This window comes from Exiguobacterium sp. s183, from assembly GCF_018617655.1.
Lineage (GTDB): Bacteria > Bacillota > Bacilli > Exiguobacteriales > Exiguobacteriaceae > Exiguobacterium > Exiguobacterium aestuarii_A.
Genome location: NZ_JACSKN010000007.1, coordinates 31,223 through 50,374 on the forward strand (window position 1 = coordinate 31,223; position 19,152 = coordinate 50,374).

Consider the following 19,152-nt stretch of genomic DNA (forward strand, 5'->3'; position numbering starts at 1 on the left):
GGTGACAGCGTGGACAAGGCGGAACGACTTCAACGAATTGAGCAGTTTGAGAAGCGCTTCAATCGTCTGAATATAATCGCAAGCGTGGTCATGTTTGGCGTATCGATTTATTTTCTGTCGACATGGAGTCCGTATAGCATTCTCCTACCAGGTGTCTCACTTCTTTATGCGACATGGCTTGAATGGAAGAAGATGAGATTACAGCAATCGTTCAACGAATCGACACGCTATCATCGTCTGTTACGAATGGATTTTACTATCATGTTGACCAGTTTGATGTGGTATCTGATTTTGATTACGATGCATTTTAACGGAATCGATCTCTTACCTTGGATGAGTTGGACGCTCCTCATTGGCGGACCTTGTCTTATACTGATTCCACGCTGGATTGACCGAAAACAGTCCGCGCTTGACGAGCACCACGTCACATCGGGCGAATGGACCCGGGCAAATCGAGAACGTTTGAAACATACGTTAGATGATTTTTCAAGGAAAGGTCGTAAAGAGTCATGACGAAACAAGAACGAATTCAATATATCGGCGCATATCGGAAAATGCATCAAAATACGAACATCTGGCTTACAGCGGCATTAGTTATCTGTAACATTTTCGTGCTCGGCTTGGACACATGGTGGATATGGGGAATCGGGTCGACGCTAGCAGCGACTGGACTCATGTATCTCACACGTCAAGAAAGTAAACAATTGCAAACCTTGACGTCCGGAAAAGCCGAGTTACTCACGAAGCGCTTGTATCGCCTCTACTCTTATTGGATTGGAGTGGTCATAGGAGCGACTCTTCTCAGTCGTCTTGAGGTTTCATCAATCGGTCTAGGCTTCATTGTCCTGGGCATCATTGGTCTAGGTATCGTCCTGTTAGCATGGGCCCACTATCAGACCGTCCGGCAATTACGACAAGCCGACCCGAATCAACCGACACGGGATGAGGTGACGAAGCACTATCGATCTTACGAAGGGAGTACATATGCTGACGAAAGAAAAGCGAATTGAACAGTTGCTCAAACAGGATGACAGTCATTGGCGTTGGCGGTGGGGCGTCGCCGTCGCGACCGTCGTGATGACATTCCTCATCGCTGCGCAGTACAGACTGTACGCTCCGCTCATCGTGTTCATCAGTTTTTTTCCATATCTCTGTCTCGAGTGGCGGAAGACAAAACTGCTTCTTACCTTTAACGAGGATGCCCGTTATCAACGTCTGGTGTATACAGACTTTGGAATCCAATGGCTCTGCTTCGTCTCGACCATCTGCCTACTAGCCGCCTATTATGCTGATTCGTTGTCGCCCGTCGTTGCCATTGCCGGGTTATTCGGGATTGGTGGGCTGTCGATTTTGGCACCATACCTCATCAATCAAAAGCTTCATACGTTCGATGTGCATCACGTACTTGGGAAAGAGTTGCGTGAAGCGCGCAATCAGCGTTTCCATGAATCCAACACGAACACCTGAAAAGGGTTCGTGTTTTTATTTGAGGACATCGGTCCTTTTCTTCTTGGGTGCCGAGGCGTAAGCTGACAATGTATAGAGAACTAGTAGAAGAATCGAGGAAGACATTCATGTTAGCTATTTTGATTGGATTGACGATTGGGATTTTGCTACCGATGCAGACGAGTGTGAACTCACGCTTGCGCCAAGTGGTCGGCTCCCCGTTCGTCGCATCGTTTTTATCGTTTACCGTTGGGACCATCTTTTTATCTCTGTTACTCCTTTTGACCGGACAGTCATTCGGGTTTGATAGCTCAGTGATTCAGGAAGGTCCAGGGTGGATGTGGATTGGTGGACTGTTAGGTGTTTTATTTTTAACGGGGAATATCTTGCTGTTCCCGAGGCTCGGAAGTGTCCAGACGGTCATCATGCCGATTTTTGGACAGATTTTGATGGGCTTGTTGATTGACCATTTTGGTTGGTTCAATTCTGTCGAACATCCAATTACAGCGCTTCGTTTGTTCGGAGTTGTGCTCGTCTTACTTGGCGTCATCGGAACGGTCGCCTTATCCGACTGGCTCAACCGCCGAAGAGGCAAGTTGGTCGTCTCGATGGAAACGGACACCGAGAATCTGAACCTTTGGCGACTGTTTGGGATTTTCACAGGAATGATGAGTGCCACGCAAACGGCCATTAACGGCTATTTGGGTACGGTGCTCGAATCGGCACTGAAAGGAGCATTGGTCTCATTCGTTGTCGGGACGATGGCGCTCTTACTCATTTTACTCGTCTCACGTCAACCCGTTCCACTCGGTCAACTGAAAGGTCAACCGTGGTGGATCTGGCTCGGTGGGATCATCGGGGCGCTCTTCATCGGAGGAAACGTCTTTATCGTTCCGATCGTCGGGACGGGGATTGCTGTCATCATCGTCATTGTCGGACTGTTATGTGGAAGTTTACTGATCGATCGTTTCGGTTGGTTCGGAGCGAAGAAGAACCCGGTCACCGGTGTTCAACTCGTGAGCTTGATCGTCATGGTGCTTGGGATTGTATTGATTCGTCTATCTTAAGGGGGGAAAACGATGCGAGGAGTGTTGTTTGCAATTAGTGGAGGCTTCTTTTTGACGTTACAAAGTGTTGCGAATGCGCGAATCAGTTCACAGATTGGGACGTGGCAAGCGGCGACGTTGACACAGTTCACGGGATTCATCGTCGCGCTCCTCGTCATGTTGGCGTTACGCGACCGCACGTATATCGAGATGCGTCACGTGAACCCGCTCTATTTATCTGGCGGAGCGTTCGCGGCAATCATCTTGTTCAGTAATATGACAGCCGTCCACGAGCTCGGGGTCACGCTCACGATTTCTTTGTTTCTCATCGCACAGCTGGCACTCGCGCTCGTCATCGACTGGCGTGGATGGTTCGGGATGGTGCGTCGGAACTTGAACGGGATGCAGTTGTTCGGGGTGTTCATGATGATCGCAGGAGTCATTTTATTAAAATGGTAGGGGGAACGTACATGGTCGAGGCGTATGTGAAGCAATTTGAATTGTCTGTCTTACCTGTCGCTGCGCAGAACGAATTGAAGCTCGTCCGATACGAGCCAGGAGACGTCATCTGTACGCAAGGTGATGAAGCAGGGCATCTCCGCTTCTTAGTGAAAGGGAAGATTCGCGTCTCTCATACTTCCGCTACCGGTAAGCGACTCGTCCTTTCCTTCAAATCTCCGCTCGATTTGATTGGGGATATCGAATATATTCAGCGGACTCCTTATTTGAATACGGTCGAAGCGGTCACAGAAGTTGAGATGCTTGTCATCCGATTCGAGAACTTGGTTCGTTATGCGCACCAAAATGTTGCGTGGTTACACTATTTATTAGAAGAAATCACGCGAAAGTTCGAACGGAAGTCGCAATCCCTCAGCTTCAACTTGTTCTATCCCGTTGAGGTTCGCTTAGCGAGTTATTTATTGTCGATGACGCCAGATGACCAAACACTCGGCTCGACCGTCGATCAATTGACGGATATCGCTGATTTGATTGGGACGAGTTATCGTCATGTGAACCGGACGCTTCGGCGTTTCGTCGAAGCCGGTTTAATCGAGCGCAATCGACGGATGATTACCATCATCGACCGGGAAGGGTTGTTGGAGATTGTCGGGGAGAGTATTTATGAATAGGAGGGGAGAACCATGGCGATTGGGATGATGCTTGCTGTCATCGGCGGAATGCTCGTCTGTATGCAAAACACGTTTAACGCCAACGTCAAGAAGCGTGTCGGGGCGTGGGCGACGACGACACTCGTCCTTGGACTCGGATTTTTAGCATCGCTCCTGATTGGTCTATTCCAAGAAGGGAGTGCCTTGTTCCGAGTAGAGGAGATGGAGACATGGTACTGGTTCAGCGGAATCCTCGGCGTCGGAGTCGTCATGAGTGTGACGCAAGGTGTCGAGCGACTCGGACCGAGTTATGCCATCTCGATTGTCATGGTGTCTCAAATCTTGTTCGCGCTCCTCTGGGATACGTTAGGATGGTTCGGCTTGACGGCCGTTCCGTTCACCTGGAAGACGGTCGTCGGGATTGTGTTGATTGTTGGTGGGGTGCTCGTGTTTCAGTTGAGTGGGAAGACACCCGTCACATCAGCGAAAGTTTCAAAAGCCGGATAACGAAAAGCATCTGATCCACATCAGGTGCTTTTTTCTTTTTAATGGAAAATCCTCGAAAGTTTGCTTTTAGATTGTTAGGATAAACATGTAGAGAGAATTGGATGTTTTTTACTGTTGGAGGTGTGTGATGTGTTACGAGAAGAACGAATGGAGTATTTGTACGACAAATCGTGGAATAAAAAAGGTCCGCTCTTTGTGATGATAGTCGGTGTAGTGACAGCACTTTGGTTATGGTTCAATGACTCAAGAATGAACCTGTCCTTGTTCATCATTTGTGCGGCAGTGTTCATGCCACTTCTGGTTGCGACGTGGCACAAACTTAAGTTATTTTTACAATTCAATGACTCGACTATATACCGAAGATTCATCTACTTGAAAGGCACCGTACAGTTCGTTCTCTTGATTGGTGTCATGTCGATGTTGGCGCTCTACTCACTGAAGTACATTACGCTAGACACGATGAGTCTTGGGGGAGCTGTTCTCATCGCGAGTTGCCTACTTCTTGAGTCATGGGTGGATTGGAAGGTTCTGAAGATTGATGACGAACATGTCGTCGAGAGTTTATTGGGACTGATGAATCGGGAGAAGCGTAAGGGATGAAACGAATCGAGAATAGGTTTCGTACATAAAAATAACGAGAACACTCGAGGGGGATTCGATGGTAGACCATGAAGTTAGATTAGAACGAATGTTGAAAGATGATGAGAAACGAAAGAGAAAAATGGTGATTCCGTTAATCGGCGTCATGTTGCTCTTCTTTTTATATTTTTGGAAGACAGACATCCTCTTATTGTTACCAATGATTATCGTTGGACAAGTTCCGCTCCTGTATCACGCTTGGCATCGCAAAAAGTTACTCCTTTTATTTAACGAGGACACGCGATACCAACAACTTGTGCGGTTCGAGTTTTTATTGAATTTTGCTCAGCCGCTTCTGCTTCTCATCCTGATTGCTTGTATAGAGCTTGAATGGATTACATTACTCACGTTCATCATTGCAGCGTTTATCGGAATCATCAGCTTGTTGACGTTAAGCGTTCGCTTAGACCGCAAGCTAAAAGAAATCGACCCGTTACATGTGACGGGTGTCGAGCTCGGCCATGTCCAATTTGAGCGGAAGAAACAAAAAAGGAGGAAAGTGAATGGGTAAACAAGAACGTCTCCCCAAAATGGTGGAACATGACCTCGACGCCCGAGGCGTCAGCGCGATATTTGGCATCAGCGGCCTATTTTTATTTCTAGTCGTTTCAGTCATACAAGGTGTCACGGTGACGACGGTTGCCTTCTCATTCCTCGTGACCCAACTGCCGATGCTCTATCAAGCGTGGCGACGGATGAAGCTGTTGCGTACATTCAACGAAGACGAGGAATACCGACGCCTCGTGCGCCGAGAATTTCTAATCATCGTCACTATGTTTGTGTCACTTGGTGTATTCACTTTCCTCACGAAGTTCGTACTCGATTCGATGCAGGAACTACTCGGTGTTGCATTGATTGGCGTCATCCCGCTTCTCATCTTGTACATCCCGATGGACCGTAAATTACGTGAAGCGGATCCTGAGCATGTGACCAATCGAGAGTTACGACAAGCACATCGTAAACAGAAACTCAGCCCCTGACAGAGCGTCAGAGGCTGAGTTTTTTCATGAAAACATGGAGATGAGAAAGCCGCAGACGACCATGCCGAGTGTATAGAATGTGAACCGGTGTCGTTCCCAAAACGAGTCATTCATCGTGTCACCGCCACATCATCAAGTGGTGTGTCGACCATCCGAACGAACGCTTCATCCGGGTCGGTCGTTCCAGATTCTTTGAGCCAGTCTTGGAAGTCCCCTTCATACAAAATACGTCCACCGTGTAAGAAGATGACGTGAGCATCGAGTTGAACTAAGTCATGCAACTGATGTGTCGAGATGAGGCACGTCTTGCCTTCTTCGACGAGTCGTTGCAGGCGACGCATGATTTGAATGCGTGATGCCGGGTCGACTCCGCTTGTCGGCTCATCAAATAAATAGAGAGATCGTTTGATCGAAGACAATAGTGTCACGAAGAGCCATTTCTTCTCCCCGACCGACATCTTTCCGAGTTTCATCGTCCATAGATGTTCGAACAGTTCTTGTTCTCGGGACGTCGAGAGATTATTCACATAAGACTCGAGTTTCTTAAAGTCGGGGCGCTTTGATAGGCGTCCGATGAAATAGGCGAAGTCTTTCCCTGTCAACTCATGATGGTTATACATGAGTTGTGTCAAATAGAGCATGTCCGTCGTCGGAACGAGGTCGAGTGACGCTTTGTCAACGGGAAGGGTACCCGTCATACAATCAAACAGTGTCGTCTTCCCGGCACCGTTTTGTCCGATTAACACGTTCAGCTTATTTGGTTGCAGGGTGAACGAGACACCGTCGAGTACAGGACGTGTCGCTTTTGGATAGCGATAAGTGAGTTGGTTTACGTGCATAAGAACCTCCTAGCGTGTGATGAGTGAGACGAGACTGAAGCGTTTCAATGCAATCGCACCGATGATGAAGTAACCGAGTACGGAAAGGAATGTCGCCCATACTCCGAACGAGAGATCGACTTGAGTCGTCAGATGCAGCAACCCGAGCGCGAATTCATGGAGCGCGTAGAACGGGTTGAGGAAGCTGAACCATTGATCAGGTGACTTGATTGCCAATAAAAAGAGTGGGAACATCAGTATGTTTGCGAACGTTCCGAGACTCGATACTTTCACTGGAAGCGTCGTGATGGCGACACTGGCAACCGCGAACGGGATACTCCCAATCAATACGAGTAGAGACGTTGCAATCAACTTGAACGAAAAGAACCCGTGTACGAGCGTAACGACCGTTGTGAATAAAAGTAGGCTGATGGAGGCGAATAGAAGTTGCGCCAAGATGACGGCGATGACGTATGTCAGTTTGTTGCCTGAGATCATCACGTACGTTTTCATCAGTCCATATTCGCGCATGCGGGCAAGTTCGATGCCGACACCGTTCACATATGTAGCAAGAATAATATACACCCAGAAATAAGAGAGTCCTGGGTAGTATTCCGCTGTCGTCACTTGGCGAATATCTGAAGATGACTGCGTCAAGGCGATAATGAGTGGAATTACGAATGTCCAGATGAATGGAACTTTATCTGTGACGACAACTTTGGCATACATAAATAAATAACTTGTGATTTGATGCATCTTGTTCCTCCGTTTGTCTATTTGATTGTTTGTATCGTAGCACAATATACGGAAGGAGATTGGAAAAAGTTTCAAAAAATAATCCCTCATATTGAATGAGGGATTGAAGAGAATCATTTCACTTTGTCACGTTTCGCGATTTTGTCGCTCACTTGCTGACCGCTGAGCGTCACCATCGGCATACCGCCACCTGGGTTGACGGTTCCCCCGACAAAGTAGAGGTTATGATAGAGTTCGCTCTGCTTCTTATGCTTGAAGCCACCGTTCCGATTCTTGTCAGCGACCGTTCCATAAATGGCTCCTCGGTCCGATCCATACGTCCGCTCGATATCATGAGGCGTCCATACGTCACGCGTCACCGTATGTTCACGCAGGCCATCGAGACCCATCCGTTCTAACTTATCGAGTACACGTTCTTCAAAGGCGGCGTACTCTTCTTCGGTGAACGGATTGTCTTGGATATACGGGATATGTGGCAAAATCTTAATGTTCTCATGTCCCGGTGGCGCTTGAGTCGCATCGGTCTTATTGACGTTGACGAGATAAATCGTCGGGTCGTCTGGAAGCTCGTGTTTCTCAAAGATTTTATCCATCTGCTCATGCAAGTTTTCGGAGAAGAAGAAGTTATGGTGCGCGAGCTGAGGATAGGCTTTCTTCACCCCGAGATGGAGGACGAATCCGGAGCTCGCCGGTTCATATTTATCGACGAGTTTGTCGACGTACTGTTCGTCCGCGTCGACCATTTTCTGATAGAACGGGATGACTTCCATGTTCGAGACAAAATAATCGGCCGAACGGAGACGTCCATCCTCAAGTTCGATCGCTGAGATCTTTTCATTCACCGTATGGGCACGGACGACGCCCTGACCGGTATGTAGCTTCACACCGATTTCTTCGGCAAGCTTTGTCAATCCTTCCGCGAGCTTGTGGGTCCCACCTTCGACGTACCAACAGCCTTGGGCGTACTGCATGTAAATCATCATGTTTAAGACGGCTGGTGCGTTATAAGGAGACGACCCGACATATTTGACGTAATACGACAGCATGTCCCGAAGATGCGGATTACTGATGCGCTTCTTGATGGCGCTATACATCGTCGACGTCAAATCGAACCCAAAGAGCGTTGGGAAGATCCCCGTCTTCATGACGGCTTCTAAAGGTGACTCAAACCCTTCAGCTAAGTAGCCTTTCTCGGTCGTCTTATAAATGCGGGCTGCGTAATTCAACAGTTCACGATATTCTTGCATGTCTTTTCGAGAGAGGGAGGGATTCGCGCGTTGCATCTGTTCGAGGTCATGATAAAGGTCGAGCACAGTCTCGTCCGGGAAGAACGAGCGCCATTCGAGCTCAAGCCGCTGGATGGAAACATATTCCTCCATCCGTTTGCCGCTTCCGCGGAACAGTTTGTCGAAGATATGGGGCATCGTTAAAATCGAGGGTCCGAGGTCGAAGCCGAATCCGTCTTGTTCGAGACGATTCACTTTCCCTCCGATGTGGTCGTTCTTTTCGTAGAGTGAGACGTCGTATCCCTTTTGAGCGAGCGAGATGGCCGCTGACAATCCACCGAGCCCTCCGCCGATGACGATGACCGATTTATCCACTGATTGCATATATTCGCCGCCTTTCCGAAGTATTATTTTCAAAAAACAGAATGATTGCTACCTCTTCTATTCCCGTTTCTAAATGAATCGAACATGCTTTTACGGATTTGCCACATCCACAAAGATGTCATCCCTGAACGGGGAAAAGTCTTGTATAGTAAGGGAACAGAGTCTGAACGAAAGTAGGAATATAAGATGATCGTAAAAACAATCACGCTTCACTTTGCGAACGGGGATGAAATCACCATCCCGTTTGATGATATCGAATCGTGTCGGATGCATGATATTCAAGACGGGATGCGTGTTGCGGCGGATGGACAATTGATCAAAGAAAAAGTGATGCATGGACTCGACCTCGTGATAAAGGATTCAGCAAACCAACTAGAATGGGATGGTCCAGGTAGACCGTTTGACCGTATCCTAGGTATGTCGGATTTACAACATCTCGCCTTCGAGTTTGAAGGGATGCGAGGAAAGTCATATCGTGTCGCGTGGCATGATTTAGAGGCAGTACAGAACGCATACCAGACGACAACTGAAGAGAATGGGAACTTGCATGTGCATGTTCGCATTCCGTAAAAAGGGCCTCTCGCAACGTGTGCGTGAGGCTTTAATTGTTTCACTTCACACCACCGGCGACGAGCGGTCCTTCAAATGTGATCGTATAGATGATGCGGGCGATGTCTTCCGCCGTTTCTTCCGAAGACGGATTGTTCAACCACTCGTAGATGACGCCCATGTGAGCCGAAGAAAGATAGGCGACGAGATATGGAGGCGGCACCATCATCTTATTCGGATTAAACAAGGTTACAGGCGAGCGCTGGAACAAGGCAGCTTGCATAAATTTTCGAAGTTTTGCCTGGAACGTCGGGTCTCCGTTCGGTCCGAGGAGCGGTTTCATGATGATTTGATTGTCTTCGATAAAGCGGATGAACGGGACGAGATAATGATAGGAGTTGTCAGTTCGCTCGTCTCCAAAGATGTGCGGGAGATGATGAATCAATTTCTGTTCGGCTTCCTCAAAAATTTCATCGACACATTTCTCCATCAACTCGAACTTATCTACATAATGGCTATAAAAGGTGCCCCGATTGATGCCGGCCCGTTCGGTCAATTGCTTGACGGTGACGGCTTCAAATCCTTGTTCTTCGATAAGGCTGAAGAAGGCATCTTTAATCAATTTCTTCGTCCGGATGACGCGTAAATCGGTTTGTTCCATATTATTTCTCCTTTTCCTCAACACATGAAGTTCATCTGTCGGAAAACCGACACGATGCTTGATATTGACGATTGTTGCTACTGTGAACCAGGTCTATACTGAACTTATAAACCAACACGGTGTCGATTATCTTGAGTATACACGATGAGGCGCCGAAAAGGAGTGATAAGCATGAACATTCAACTGCAACACGTCGACAAGTCATTCGGTGACCAGCTCGCCATCGACAACATCGACTTCACGATCCCGTCCGGTGAGATTTGCTGCTTGCTCGGACCCTCTGGATCGGGGAAGACGACGCTCATCCGACTCATGATCGGCGCCCTCGCACCGGACAAAGGAAGTGTCCACATCGGTGAAACGAAAATGCCAAACATGGATATGCTCCAGCAAATCGGATTTATGCCGCAAAACGATGGCTTATACGAAGACTTGTCGGCTGAGGCGAACCTCGCTTTCTTCGGTTCAATTTATAAGTTAGGAAAAAAAGCGCTCCAGGAACGGATCACCGAAGTGCTCAACCTTGTCGATTTAACGAACGACCGACATAAACTCGTCCGTAATTTTTCAGGAGGGATGAAAAAACGTCTGTCATTAGCCATTGCCATTTTGCATAAGCCAGATGTGTTGTTCCTCGATGAACCGACAGTCGGGATTGACCCGATTTTACGTCGTCAAATTTGGGATCAGTTTCAAGTGATTCGGAGAGAGGGTACGACCATCATCGTCTCGACACACGTCATGGATGAAGTGCTCGAGTGCGACCGTGCCGCGCTTGTTTACAATGGACGGTTGATTGCCTATGACCATGTACAGGACTTGCTCGATCAGACCGAGAATGGTCGCGTGGAAGAATTGTTCTTGATTGCTGGAAAAGAGGAGGTGGATGGTCATGCGTAACTTAGCGAAACGTGTCATCTTCCAAACGTTGAATGATAAACGAAGTGTGGCCTTGATCTTGATTGCACCGCTTCTGATTTTGACACTCGTCTACTTCTTACTCGGTGACTCGGATTACGTGCCAACTGTCGTCCTTGATGACAACGCACCAGAACAGCTCGTCAATGCATTTGAAGATGAGACGCTCGAGGTGGAACAAGTAACGTTCGATGATCCGAAAGCATACATCGAAGACAATGAAGGCGTCGATGCTGTCTTTGAAATGGATCAAGCAGGAACGACCATCACATTACGTGAGCCGTCGACGAAGTCGTCGAAAGCCGTTCGTGAAATTCAGGATGCGTTGACGACACTCAACCCCGCAGCCGAGATTGACAAGTCATTCGTCTATGGGGAAGAAGACCAGTCCACATTCGATTCGTTCGGATTCGTTTTCCTCTCTCTCTTTTCGTTCTTCTTCGTGTTCATCCTATCTGCGATGGCGCTCGTCAAAGAACGCAGTGGGGGTACGCTCGAACGACTCTTAATGACTCCAATCAAGCGAGGACAAGTCATTTTAGGATATACGCTCGGATACGGGACGTTTGCGGTCGTTCAGTCAATTTTCATCGTACTCTATTCGATTTATGTGCTCGGTTTGTCTTCTCTTGGGAATATGGCGTGGGTCATGTTGACGATGCTACTCATGGCGGGTACGGCGGTGCTCTTCGGAGCGACCATCTCGGTGTTTGCCCGTTCGGAATTACAGGTCGTGCAGATGATTCCGTTTACCATCATCCCGCAAGTATTCTTCTCGGGACTCATCCCACTTGACTTGATTCCATATGGTCTCGGGAACTTGAGTTACGTCATGCCAATCTTTTACGGGGCGACGGCAATCAAGGAAGTGATGGTCTACGGAAGTGGCTTCTCAGGCATCTGGGTGTATTTACTCGGATTGATTCTCTATGCAGGTGTCTTGTATCTCTTAAACATGCGGGCGCTCGGAAAATACAGAGGACATTGAGTTAAATAAACGTTAGCGAAAGCCGTGGTACTTATAGAGCGCCATGGCTTTTTGTTTATCCACAAAAAAAGCACTCGGACAATTGCCCGAAATGCTCATTAGCGCTTGAGTAACAACATCACGCCGGTCACGAATAGTGCGATTCCGCTCGCGAGTCTAACTTGTTTGCACGTCACGTTCTTTCACCCCTAAATTTCTTCATCGTTTTGCTTTAGCGACACGTTTCGGTGTTTTCGACATTTCTTGATAAATCGAAAGAATCTCATTCCCGTAATTTCCTTTTGGCTGCATGGCCCACTTTCGATGCAGTGATGGCCAAGTCGTCGCAGAGCCCCGTTTGACGAGGTGGAAGCGTGGATCGACTTTTGTCATATTCAGCGCATCTTTTGAGGCGTATGCCTTTAGATGCTGAATTTGAGCGGTTACGCCTTGGTGTGGTGAACGGAAAAAGTGTCCCTTCACGCCGTTCCCAGTCGTCCCAATCCCTGAGTAGTTATGCTGCTTTGGAAGGACATCGCCGCCATAACGGAAATACCCTGTCTCTTTCAGCGCCTGTGCGAACGCAACATCACCACGGACACCTTCTTTTGCGCCGATGATGACGAAGAGTTTCGCTAAATCTTCGACAGACGTTTTGGCGAGCCGGACATTACGAGGATTCTTTTGTTTTACGTAATCCGCCATTTGTTGCGGAGTCAAAGCCGATACTCCCATGATAGCACGATTCTGCTTCTTTGGGGCCGCCTCAACGATTGATCCAGTCGAGACGAAAGATGAAGTGACCAGAAGAACAACAATGATAAAGCCGAACACTTTTTTCATAATATGTACCCTCCTAAACGAATCCTATCCATTGAGAAATAATACCATATATGTATTAAAATTTAATTTCATATTTATGCATGAAGGAAATGAGAAATTAAAAAGCCGTTCTGAATCGATTATTCAGAACGGCTTTCTCCTAATATTAATTCGCTTGTTTCAATTCTTCGACGGTCTCTACTTGATCATCAAACTTACGAACATCCACTCGTTTTACGAAGAACGCAAGGACGAGTGCCAAGAGGTTCATCCCGAGTGCGACGTAGAACGAGTATTGAATCCCAGACAAGAGGGCTTGCTGAGTGATGGCACCCATCGAGCTCTCTGTGAGCGTCGCAGGATCGACGCCTGTCATCAATGATTCAGCTTCTGCGCGTGTCACCGAATTCATAATAGTGACTAGAACTGCCGTACCAATCGCACCAGATACTTGTTGGGCCGTGTTGTTGATAGCCGTTCCATGCGGATTGAGGCGAGTCGGTAATTGGTTCAATCCATTAGTCATGATGGGCATCATGACCATTGACATCCCAAACATACGCAACGTGTACGTTAAGACGATGTATGTGTAGGTCGAGTCAAGTTGGACGTTTGCGAGCATGTACGTCGATACGGCGGTGATTGTCAATCCGGTAAGTGCCAATAATTTTGGTCCAAATCGGTCAAACAGTTTCCCTGTGATCGGCGACATGATTCCCATGATGATCGCACCAGGGAGAAGCATGAGCCCTGAATCGAGTGGGGAGATGCCACGAACGCTTTGGACGTACGCCGGTGTCAAAATCATACCGGAGAACATCGCGACCGCGTTGACCATCGCAATGACTGACGCGAGTGCGAACATCGGATGCTTATAAGCACGCAAGTCGAGCAATGGTTTTTCCATATGGAGCTGACGATAAATGAATGCGATCAACGAGATGGCACCGACAATCATCGTCGCCAAGACGATTGGGTTGTCCCAGCCGTCCGAGCTTGCCGAGCTGACACCATATAAAATCCCGCCAAATCCGAGCGTCGATAAGACGAGTGACAAGTAATCGAGTGACTGATCTTTATTTTGGACCATGACGTTCTCCGCTTTCCAAACAGCGAGCGCGAGACCGATGATGGCGAGCGGTAAAATCATTTCGAATAAGACGCGCCAATCATAGTACTCGACGATATAACCCGAGAGTGTCGGTCCAATCGCAGGTGCCGAGATCATGACGAGCCCGAAGATTCCCATCGCCATCCCCCGTTTTTCACGCGGGAAGCTGACGAGCATGACGTTCATTAAGAGTGGCCCCATCGTGGAGGCTCCGACGGCCTGAATCATCCGACCGCTCAACAACCAGCCAAAGTTTGGCGAGAAGGCCGCGATCGCCGTACCGATGGCGAAGATACTCATCGAGGTGATGAACAAGCTTCGGTTAGAAAAACGAGTGATTAAATAGGCGGATGCCGGGACGAGTACACCTGTCACGAGCATAAAGCCTGTCGCAAGCCATTGTACGGTCGAGTAGTCTGCAATCTCGAGATCGACCATGATCGATGGGAGCGCGACGTTGAGTAATGAGTTGTTTAAAAATGCGATAAACGCACCCGCAAAGAGGACCGCCAACATGACGTAAGGCGGTTTCTTTTGGAATTCTGGTTTCATATGGATGGCTCCTTTATTTTCTAAATAGTTATGTGTTGGTAAGTGTCGATGAAATGATTTTATACCCGTTGTATAAATAAAGCAACCATTTTGTACTATTAGTCTAAAATGGTTTTCGGTGCTATAGTAAAGGTACAAATTAGATAGAACGGAGTCATAAGAGAATGAAAGAGAAAAAGCGAAAAGTCGCAGATATTGCCATGTCTCTCTTCATCGAAAATGGAGTGCAACACACATCGGTGCAAGAGATTATCGACCGTGCCAATATCTCAAAAGGGACGTTTTATAACTACTTCTCATCGAAGACGGATTGCGTGGCCAGTATCCTCGAGAACTTACGATATGATGCAGGACAGCGCCGGATTGAGATGCAGATGGGACGGGACAAACGAGATCGTGATGTCTTTATCGAGCAAATCTCGATATTGATTCAATTGAACGAAGAACGGAACTTGCACGCGTTATTTGAATCGATCATGTCGTCAAACGAGAATGAACTGAAGAAACTCGTACTTCAACATCGCATTTATGAAATTGAATGGATTGCGATGCGTTTGACGGAAATCATCGGAGAGGCTGTCAGACCGTATTCGATGGAATTGACGGTGCTCTTCAACGGAATGTTGCAACATATCTTGTTCACGAACCGGATCACGAATGCCGCTTACTCTCCTCAAAAAGTCGTAAGGAGTTTATATGCGTACGTAGAACTGATTGCTGCACGAATGATAGAGACAGGGGAGCACGTCTTGAACCCGGTCACGGTCGAGCAAATGCGTGGAACGACAGATAAACATCTCATTACGATTGAAGAATTGATTGAGATGGCTGCTCGCATCGAAGAGCATGTCGAGATGACGGAAGAACAACGAGATTTGTTCGATGCAATCTCACATGAACTGAAACAAGAACGCCTTCGGAAAATTGTCTTAGAGCAATTGTTGAAGCCGTTTCAGCGTCTATTTAAAGGCGTGACAGGCGAGACGGAAGTCCAAAAGTTTACGAATCTCGTTTGGCTGTATACACGGACACATTAAGGACAAAAATTTCCCGATGCAGTAATATAGAAGAAACAAGGAATGGAAAAAAGAATCAAAAAGTTTCCTCGAAAAAGAATTGATTCCTACAAATTCATGCGCTACAATCAAATTACCGAAAGCGCTTTCGGGAAGAGGAGAATAACATGGGTACGATTTATGATTTAGCCAAAAAAACAGGATTCTCAATCACGACAGTGTCCAAAGCGTTGAACAACTACAAAGACGTGAGCGACAAGACGAGAGCAAAGATTCTTCAAGCCGCTGCTGAGATGGACTACTTGCCGAACGCACATGCCCAGTCGTTATCGACGAAAAAATCATGGGCGATCGGGGTCATGTTCTCAGAGGCGAATGAAGTTGGGATGAAGCACCCGTTCTTCAACGGGATCATCGAAAGTTTTCGTCACGCGACAGAGGAGCAAGGCTATGATTTGATCTTCGCCTCGCGTAACCTGCGCAATCGTGACATGAGTTATCTCGAACACTTCAAACACCGTGCGGTCGACGGCATCGTCGTCATCTGCTCGGACCGAATGGATGAGCAAGTTCAGGAGCTCATGCGAAGCGACATCCCAATCGTCGTCGTCGATATGGACAGCGCCAATTGTAGCGTCGTCTATTCCGACAACATCGAAGGGGCACGTCTCGCTGTGAATTACCTCTATGAACTCGGTCATCGAAAAATTGCCCACATCGCTGGGGATGAGACGATTGACGCTGGAGCGGCACGGATCAAAGGATATGAACTTGCGATGCAAGAGTTGAACCTTCCGATTCGACCAGGCTACCTCGTCAACGCCGGCTTCTTTTCGGTTGAGGAAGGCAAGCAAGCGATGGAACGATTGCTTGAATTAGACGATCAACCGACCGCTGTCTTTGTGGCCGGGGATCAGATGGCAATCGGCGTCATCGAAGCGATTCACGAACACGGTCTTCACGTCCCGAATGACATCTCTGTCATCGGATATGACGACATTGAAATGATCCAATACATTACGCCGAAACTGACCACGATTCGCCAAGATACGGATGAAATCGGGGAAGCGGCAGCAGAACTTTTACTTGAACAAATGACCGCGAAAGAGCGACTCACCGAACGTCGCATCATTCCGGTACGCTTAGTAGAACGGGCATCTTGTGCGCCGGTCAAACAGTGATTTATAGCCAATGATATTTCGAAGTCGCTCTCTTTTCTTCAGCGGATGGAGAGGGGAGCGCGATTTCGAAAGTCATTTTTAGAGAAAATCGAAACCGCTTTCGATATTTTATTTCGGATAAACCGAAAGCGCTTTCGACAATTATTTACCTCTTTTTGCAAGCGCTTTCTAATACTACTTATAAAAAGGATGGGAACAACACATGCGTAAATTAGTCAGCTTACTTACACTCGGAGCACTTTCAGTTGGCGTCTTGAGCGGTTGCTCAGACAGCGAAGGCGGAGCTTCAGAATCAAAAGATGACGTCTTAAAAGTCTGGTCGTTTACGGACGAATTAAAAGAACCAATTAAAACATATGAAGAGAAAAACGGTGTCAAAGTTGAATTGACAATCGTTCCAATCGCTGACTATCCAACAAAATTAAAGCCAGCACTTGAAAGCGGCGTTGGCGCACCTGACGTCTTCACAGGAGAAATCGCGTTCCTCAAACAATGGGTAGACGCTGGATATTGGGAAAATCTTTCGGACGAACCATATAGCGTTGATGAAATTGCAGACAACTATGTCCCTTACGTGTTTGATCTTGGAAAAGACAAGGATGGAAACGTTCGCGCTCTTTCATGGCAAACGACACCAGGTGGAATTTACTACAAACGTAGCTTAGCAAAAGAAGTACTCGGTACAGATGACCCAACTGAAATCGGCGAAATGATGAGCTCGATGGACGGCGTCTTCGAAGTTGCGGAGAAGATGAAGCAAAAAGGATATAAAATGTTCCCAGACGAAGGTGCCATCCGTTGGTTCTCACAAGGAGCAAACCCAGAAGCGTGGGTCAACGATAAAAACGAACTCGTCTTAACGGAAGATAAAATCAACTACATGGACTATGCAAAAGAACTTCGTGAGAATCAATACACGGCTCTCGCACCAGAATGGTCACCATCTTGGTTCGAAGGAATGGATAAGCCAATCAAAGTAAAAGAGAACGGAAAAGAGACAGAGACACAAGTCTTCTCATACGTCCTCCCAACATGGGGTCTCCACTCTGTATTGAAAGAAAACGCGAAGCAAACTGCGGGTGACTGGGCTGTCACAAGCGGACCAAGCCCATACTTCTGGGGTGGTACATGGCTCGGTGTTTATGAAGGATCGAAAAATAAAGAAGCAGCTTACGACTTCGTCAAACTCATGACGCAAGATGAAGAGTTCTTGACAGACTGGGCACAAGAAACAGGAGATGTACTTGCCTTCAACCCAGTTACAGACAAAATCAAAGACGACTTCAGTGAAGAGTTCCTCGGTGGACAGAACAACTATGAGTTCTTCCTCGATGAAGCGGATGAAATCACACCAGGAATCGTCACGAAATACGACCAACAGCTCGATACGCTTTACGGAGCATCAGTCCTTCAATACGTAGAAGGTAAGAAGTCAAAAGAAGAAGCGATTGAAGAATTCAAGAAACAAGCGAAAAACGCTTACCCAGACATCGTAGTAAACTGACGATGACCAACACGAGGGGGAACTCCCCCCTCGGTTCTTATGGAAGGAGAAATACACGTGAAAAAACTAGATCGTTACGGCTATCTGTTCATCGCCCCGTTCTGGGTCGTCTTCTTGACGTTCAGCATCTATCCGGTTCTCTTAACACTTTACTATAGCTTCACGAACTATACGGGGAGTCCTGGTGAGGAAGTTGTCGGGTTTGCGAACTATACACGGTTGTTGACGGATACGTACTTTATCGAGGCGTTTTTCAACACCATCAAGATTTGGGGAATTAACTTCGTCTTGCAGATCGGGTTGGCACTTTTATTAGCACTCATCTTCTCGGATCTTCGCTTGAAGTTAAAAGGACTCTCGTTCTTCCGCTCGTTCTTCTATCTTCCAAACTTGATCACGATCAGCTCGGTCGCGCTCTTGTTCGGTATTTTGCTCGACTGGCAGCACGGTTCACTCAACATGGTGTTGATGAAAATCGGCTTGATTTCAGATCCGATCAACTGGTTGGCAGAACCAGTGACGGCACAGTTATCCGTTTCACTTATCTTGACATGGATGTGGTTCGGTCACTCCTTCATCATCGTCATGGCAGGGGTGTCGGGAATCTCGACAGATTATTTCGAAGCCGCTCACATCGACGGTGCGAACCGTTGGCAGATGTTCACGAAAGTGACATTGCCGCTCCTAAAACCAATCCTTCTCTATATCATGATCACGTCGCTCATCGGTGGACTCCAATTGTTCGATCTTCCGATGTTGATTACAGACGGAATTGGTTCACCAGACGGTTCGTTGAATACGATGGTGCTTTACTTATACAACCAAGCCTTCAAATATAACAACTATGGCTATGCGTCAGCAGTCGCTTACGGCCTATTCTTGATTACGCTCATCTTCTCAGCGGTCGTCTTCAAGGGTATGTTCCGCAAAGAGCGCGCGACACAGAAGGGGGCGTAAGCA

At 47.5% G+C, this 19,152-nt stretch carries 23 protein-coding genes; 17 read left to right on the plus strand and 6 right to left on the minus strand.

What is annotated here, in order from left to right:
• The first annotated feature begins 9 nt into the window (after nt 1-9).
• The 10 genes from KNP62_RS14120 (at nt 10) to KNP62_RS14165 (ending at nt 5,727) form a co-directional block, all read left to right on the plus strand.
• Entirely contained in the window at nt 10-513 is a 504-nt protein-coding gene (locus KNP62_RS14120; protein WP_214786088.1) for a hypothetical protein, read from the plus strand.
• Nucleotides 510-1,010, plus strand: coding sequence for a hypothetical protein (locus KNP62_RS14125; protein ID WP_214786090.1), 501 nt, complete (start codon nt 510-512; stop codon nt 1,008-1,010). The genes KNP62_RS14120 and KNP62_RS14125 overlap by 4 nt, the downstream gene beginning before the upstream one ends.
• Complete coding sequence (locus KNP62_RS14130; RefSeq protein ID WP_214786092.1) at nt 985-1,467, plus strand: hypothetical protein; 483 nt, start codon at nt 985-987, stop codon at nt 1,465-1,467. Before KNP62_RS14125 ends, KNP62_RS14130 begins: the two co-directional genes overlap by 26 nt.
• Nucleotides 1,468-1,574: 107 nt before the next feature.
• Entirely contained in the window at nt 1,575-2,513 is a 939-nt protein-coding gene (locus KNP62_RS14135; RefSeq protein WP_251125736.1) for a DMT family transporter, read from the plus strand.
• A gap of 12 nt (nt 2,514-2,525) precedes the next feature.
• Nucleotides 2,526-2,951, plus strand: a complete 426-nt coding sequence (locus tag KNP62_RS14140; protein WP_214786096.1) for a DMT family transporter — start codon at nt 2,526-2,528, stop codon at nt 2,949-2,951.
• 11 nt (nt 2,952-2,962) lie between these two features.
• The gene (locus KNP62_RS14145; RefSeq protein ID WP_214786098.1) at nt 2,963-3,622 is read left to right on the plus strand and encodes a Crp/Fnr family transcriptional regulator; all 660 of its coding nucleotides are present in this window, start codon (nt 2,963-2,965) and stop codon (nt 3,620-3,622) included.
• A gap of 12 nt (nt 3,623-3,634) precedes the next feature.
• Nucleotides 3,635-4,108, plus strand: coding sequence for a DMT family transporter (locus KNP62_RS14150; protein ID WP_214786100.1), 474 nt, complete (start codon nt 3,635-3,637; stop codon nt 4,106-4,108).
• Nucleotides 4,109-4,237: 129 nt separating this feature from the next.
• Entirely contained in the window at nt 4,238-4,708 is a 471-nt protein-coding gene (locus KNP62_RS14155) for a hypothetical protein (protein ID WP_214786102.1), read from the plus strand.
• A 58-nt stretch (nt 4,709-4,766) separates the two neighbouring features.
• Nucleotides 4,767-5,258 carry a hypothetical protein gene (locus tag KNP62_RS14160; RefSeq protein WP_214786104.1) on the plus strand — a complete coding sequence of 164 codons (492 nt, stop codon included), beginning with the start codon at nt 4,767-4,769 and terminating at the stop codon, nt 5,256-5,258.
• Complete coding sequence (locus KNP62_RS14165; protein WP_214786106.1) at nt 5,251-5,727, plus strand: hypothetical protein; 477 nt, start codon at nt 5,251-5,253, stop codon at nt 5,725-5,727. The genes KNP62_RS14160 and KNP62_RS14165 overlap by 8 nt, the downstream gene beginning before the upstream one ends.
• Before the next feature lie 110 nt (nt 5,728-5,837).
• On the opposite strand, the gene KNP62_RS14170 is transcribed toward KNP62_RS14165, so the two are convergent.
• From KNP62_RS14170 to KNP62_RS14180, 3 genes are all read right to left on the minus strand, one after another.
• Nucleotides 5,838-6,566 (minus strand): AAA family ATPase, encoded by a 729-nt coding sequence (locus KNP62_RS14170; RefSeq protein ID WP_214786107.1) that lies wholly within the window; start codon nt 6,564-6,566, stop codon nt 5,838-5,840.
• Nucleotides 6,567-6,575: 9 nt separating this feature from the next.
• Entirely contained in the window at nt 6,576-7,301 is a 726-nt protein-coding gene (locus KNP62_RS14175) for a hypothetical protein (RefSeq protein WP_214786109.1), read from the minus strand.
• Nucleotides 7,302-7,414: 113 nt separating this feature from the next.
• Nucleotides 7,415-8,911, minus strand: coding sequence for a phytoene desaturase family protein (locus KNP62_RS14180; RefSeq protein ID WP_214786112.1), 1,497 nt, complete (start codon nt 8,909-8,911; stop codon nt 7,415-7,417).
• Between the two features lie 186 nt (nt 8,912-9,097).
• Between KNP62_RS14180 and KNP62_RS14185 the strand changes: the two genes are divergently transcribed.
• Nucleotides 9,098-9,481 carry a hypothetical protein gene (locus KNP62_RS14185; protein ID WP_214786114.1) on the plus strand — a complete coding sequence of 128 codons (384 nt, stop codon included), beginning with the start codon at nt 9,098-9,100 and terminating at the stop codon, nt 9,479-9,481.
• Between the two features lie 40 nt (nt 9,482-9,521).
• Here KNP62_RS14185 and KNP62_RS14190 read toward each other — a convergent pair whose 3' ends face one another.
• On the minus strand, nt 9,522-10,121 hold the full coding sequence (locus KNP62_RS14190) for a TetR/AcrR family transcriptional regulator (RefSeq protein WP_214786116.1): 600 nt from the start codon (nt 10,119-10,121) through the stop codon (nt 9,522-9,524).
• Between the two features lie 171 nt (nt 10,122-10,292).
• Between KNP62_RS14190 and KNP62_RS14195 the strand changes: the two genes are divergently transcribed.
• Together KNP62_RS14195 and KNP62_RS14200 are read left to right on the plus strand one after the other, a co-directional pair.
• Nucleotides 10,293-11,021: an ABC transporter ATP-binding protein gene (locus tag KNP62_RS14195; protein ID WP_214786118.1), complete on the plus strand. Its 729-nt coding sequence runs from the start codon at nt 10,293-10,295 to the stop codon at nt 11,019-11,021.
• Nucleotides 11,014-12,027 (plus strand): ABC transporter permease, encoded by a 1,014-nt coding sequence (locus KNP62_RS14200; protein ID WP_214786120.1) that lies wholly within the window; start codon nt 11,014-11,016, stop codon nt 12,025-12,027. The genes KNP62_RS14195 and KNP62_RS14200 overlap by 8 nt, the downstream gene beginning before the upstream one ends.
• Before the next feature lie 198 nt (nt 12,028-12,225).
• Here the strand turns inward: KNP62_RS14200 and KNP62_RS14205 are convergent, their stop codons facing one another.
• Both KNP62_RS14205 and KNP62_RS14210 read right to left on the minus strand, forming a co-directional pair.
• Nucleotides 12,226-12,849: a glucosaminidase domain-containing protein gene (locus KNP62_RS14205; RefSeq protein ID WP_214786122.1), complete on the minus strand. Its 624-nt coding sequence runs from the start codon at nt 12,847-12,849 to the stop codon at nt 12,226-12,228.
• Between the two features lie 145 nt (nt 12,850-12,994).
• The gene (locus KNP62_RS14210) at nt 12,995-14,491 is read right to left on the minus strand and encodes a DHA2 family efflux MFS transporter permease subunit (RefSeq protein ID WP_214786124.1); all 1,497 of its coding nucleotides are present in this window, start codon (nt 14,489-14,491) and stop codon (nt 12,995-12,997) included.
• A 164-nt stretch (nt 14,492-14,655) separates the two neighbouring features.
• Here KNP62_RS14210 and KNP62_RS14215 point away from each other — a divergent pair, with 164 nt between their 5' ends.
• From KNP62_RS14215 to KNP62_RS14230, 4 genes are all read left to right on the plus strand, one after another.
• Entirely contained in the window at nt 14,656-15,528 is an 873-nt protein-coding gene (locus tag KNP62_RS14215) for a TetR/AcrR family transcriptional regulator (RefSeq protein ID WP_214786126.1), read from the plus strand.
• Nucleotides 15,529-15,674: 146 nt separating this feature from the next.
• The gene (locus KNP62_RS14220) at nt 15,675-16,688 is read left to right on the plus strand and encodes a LacI family DNA-binding transcriptional regulator (RefSeq protein ID WP_214696925.1); all 1,014 of its coding nucleotides are present in this window, start codon (nt 15,675-15,677) and stop codon (nt 16,686-16,688) included.
• Between the two features lie 202 nt (nt 16,689-16,890).
• Nucleotides 16,891-18,192: an ABC transporter substrate-binding protein gene (locus KNP62_RS14225; RefSeq protein WP_214786128.1), complete on the plus strand. Its 1,302-nt coding sequence runs from the start codon at nt 16,891-16,893 to the stop codon at nt 18,190-18,192.
• Between the two features lie 57 nt (nt 18,193-18,249).
• Entirely contained in the window at nt 18,250-19,149 is a 900-nt protein-coding gene (locus tag KNP62_RS14230; RefSeq protein WP_015880663.1) for a carbohydrate ABC transporter permease, read from the plus strand.
• Nucleotides 19,150-19,152 lie beyond the last annotated feature (3 nt).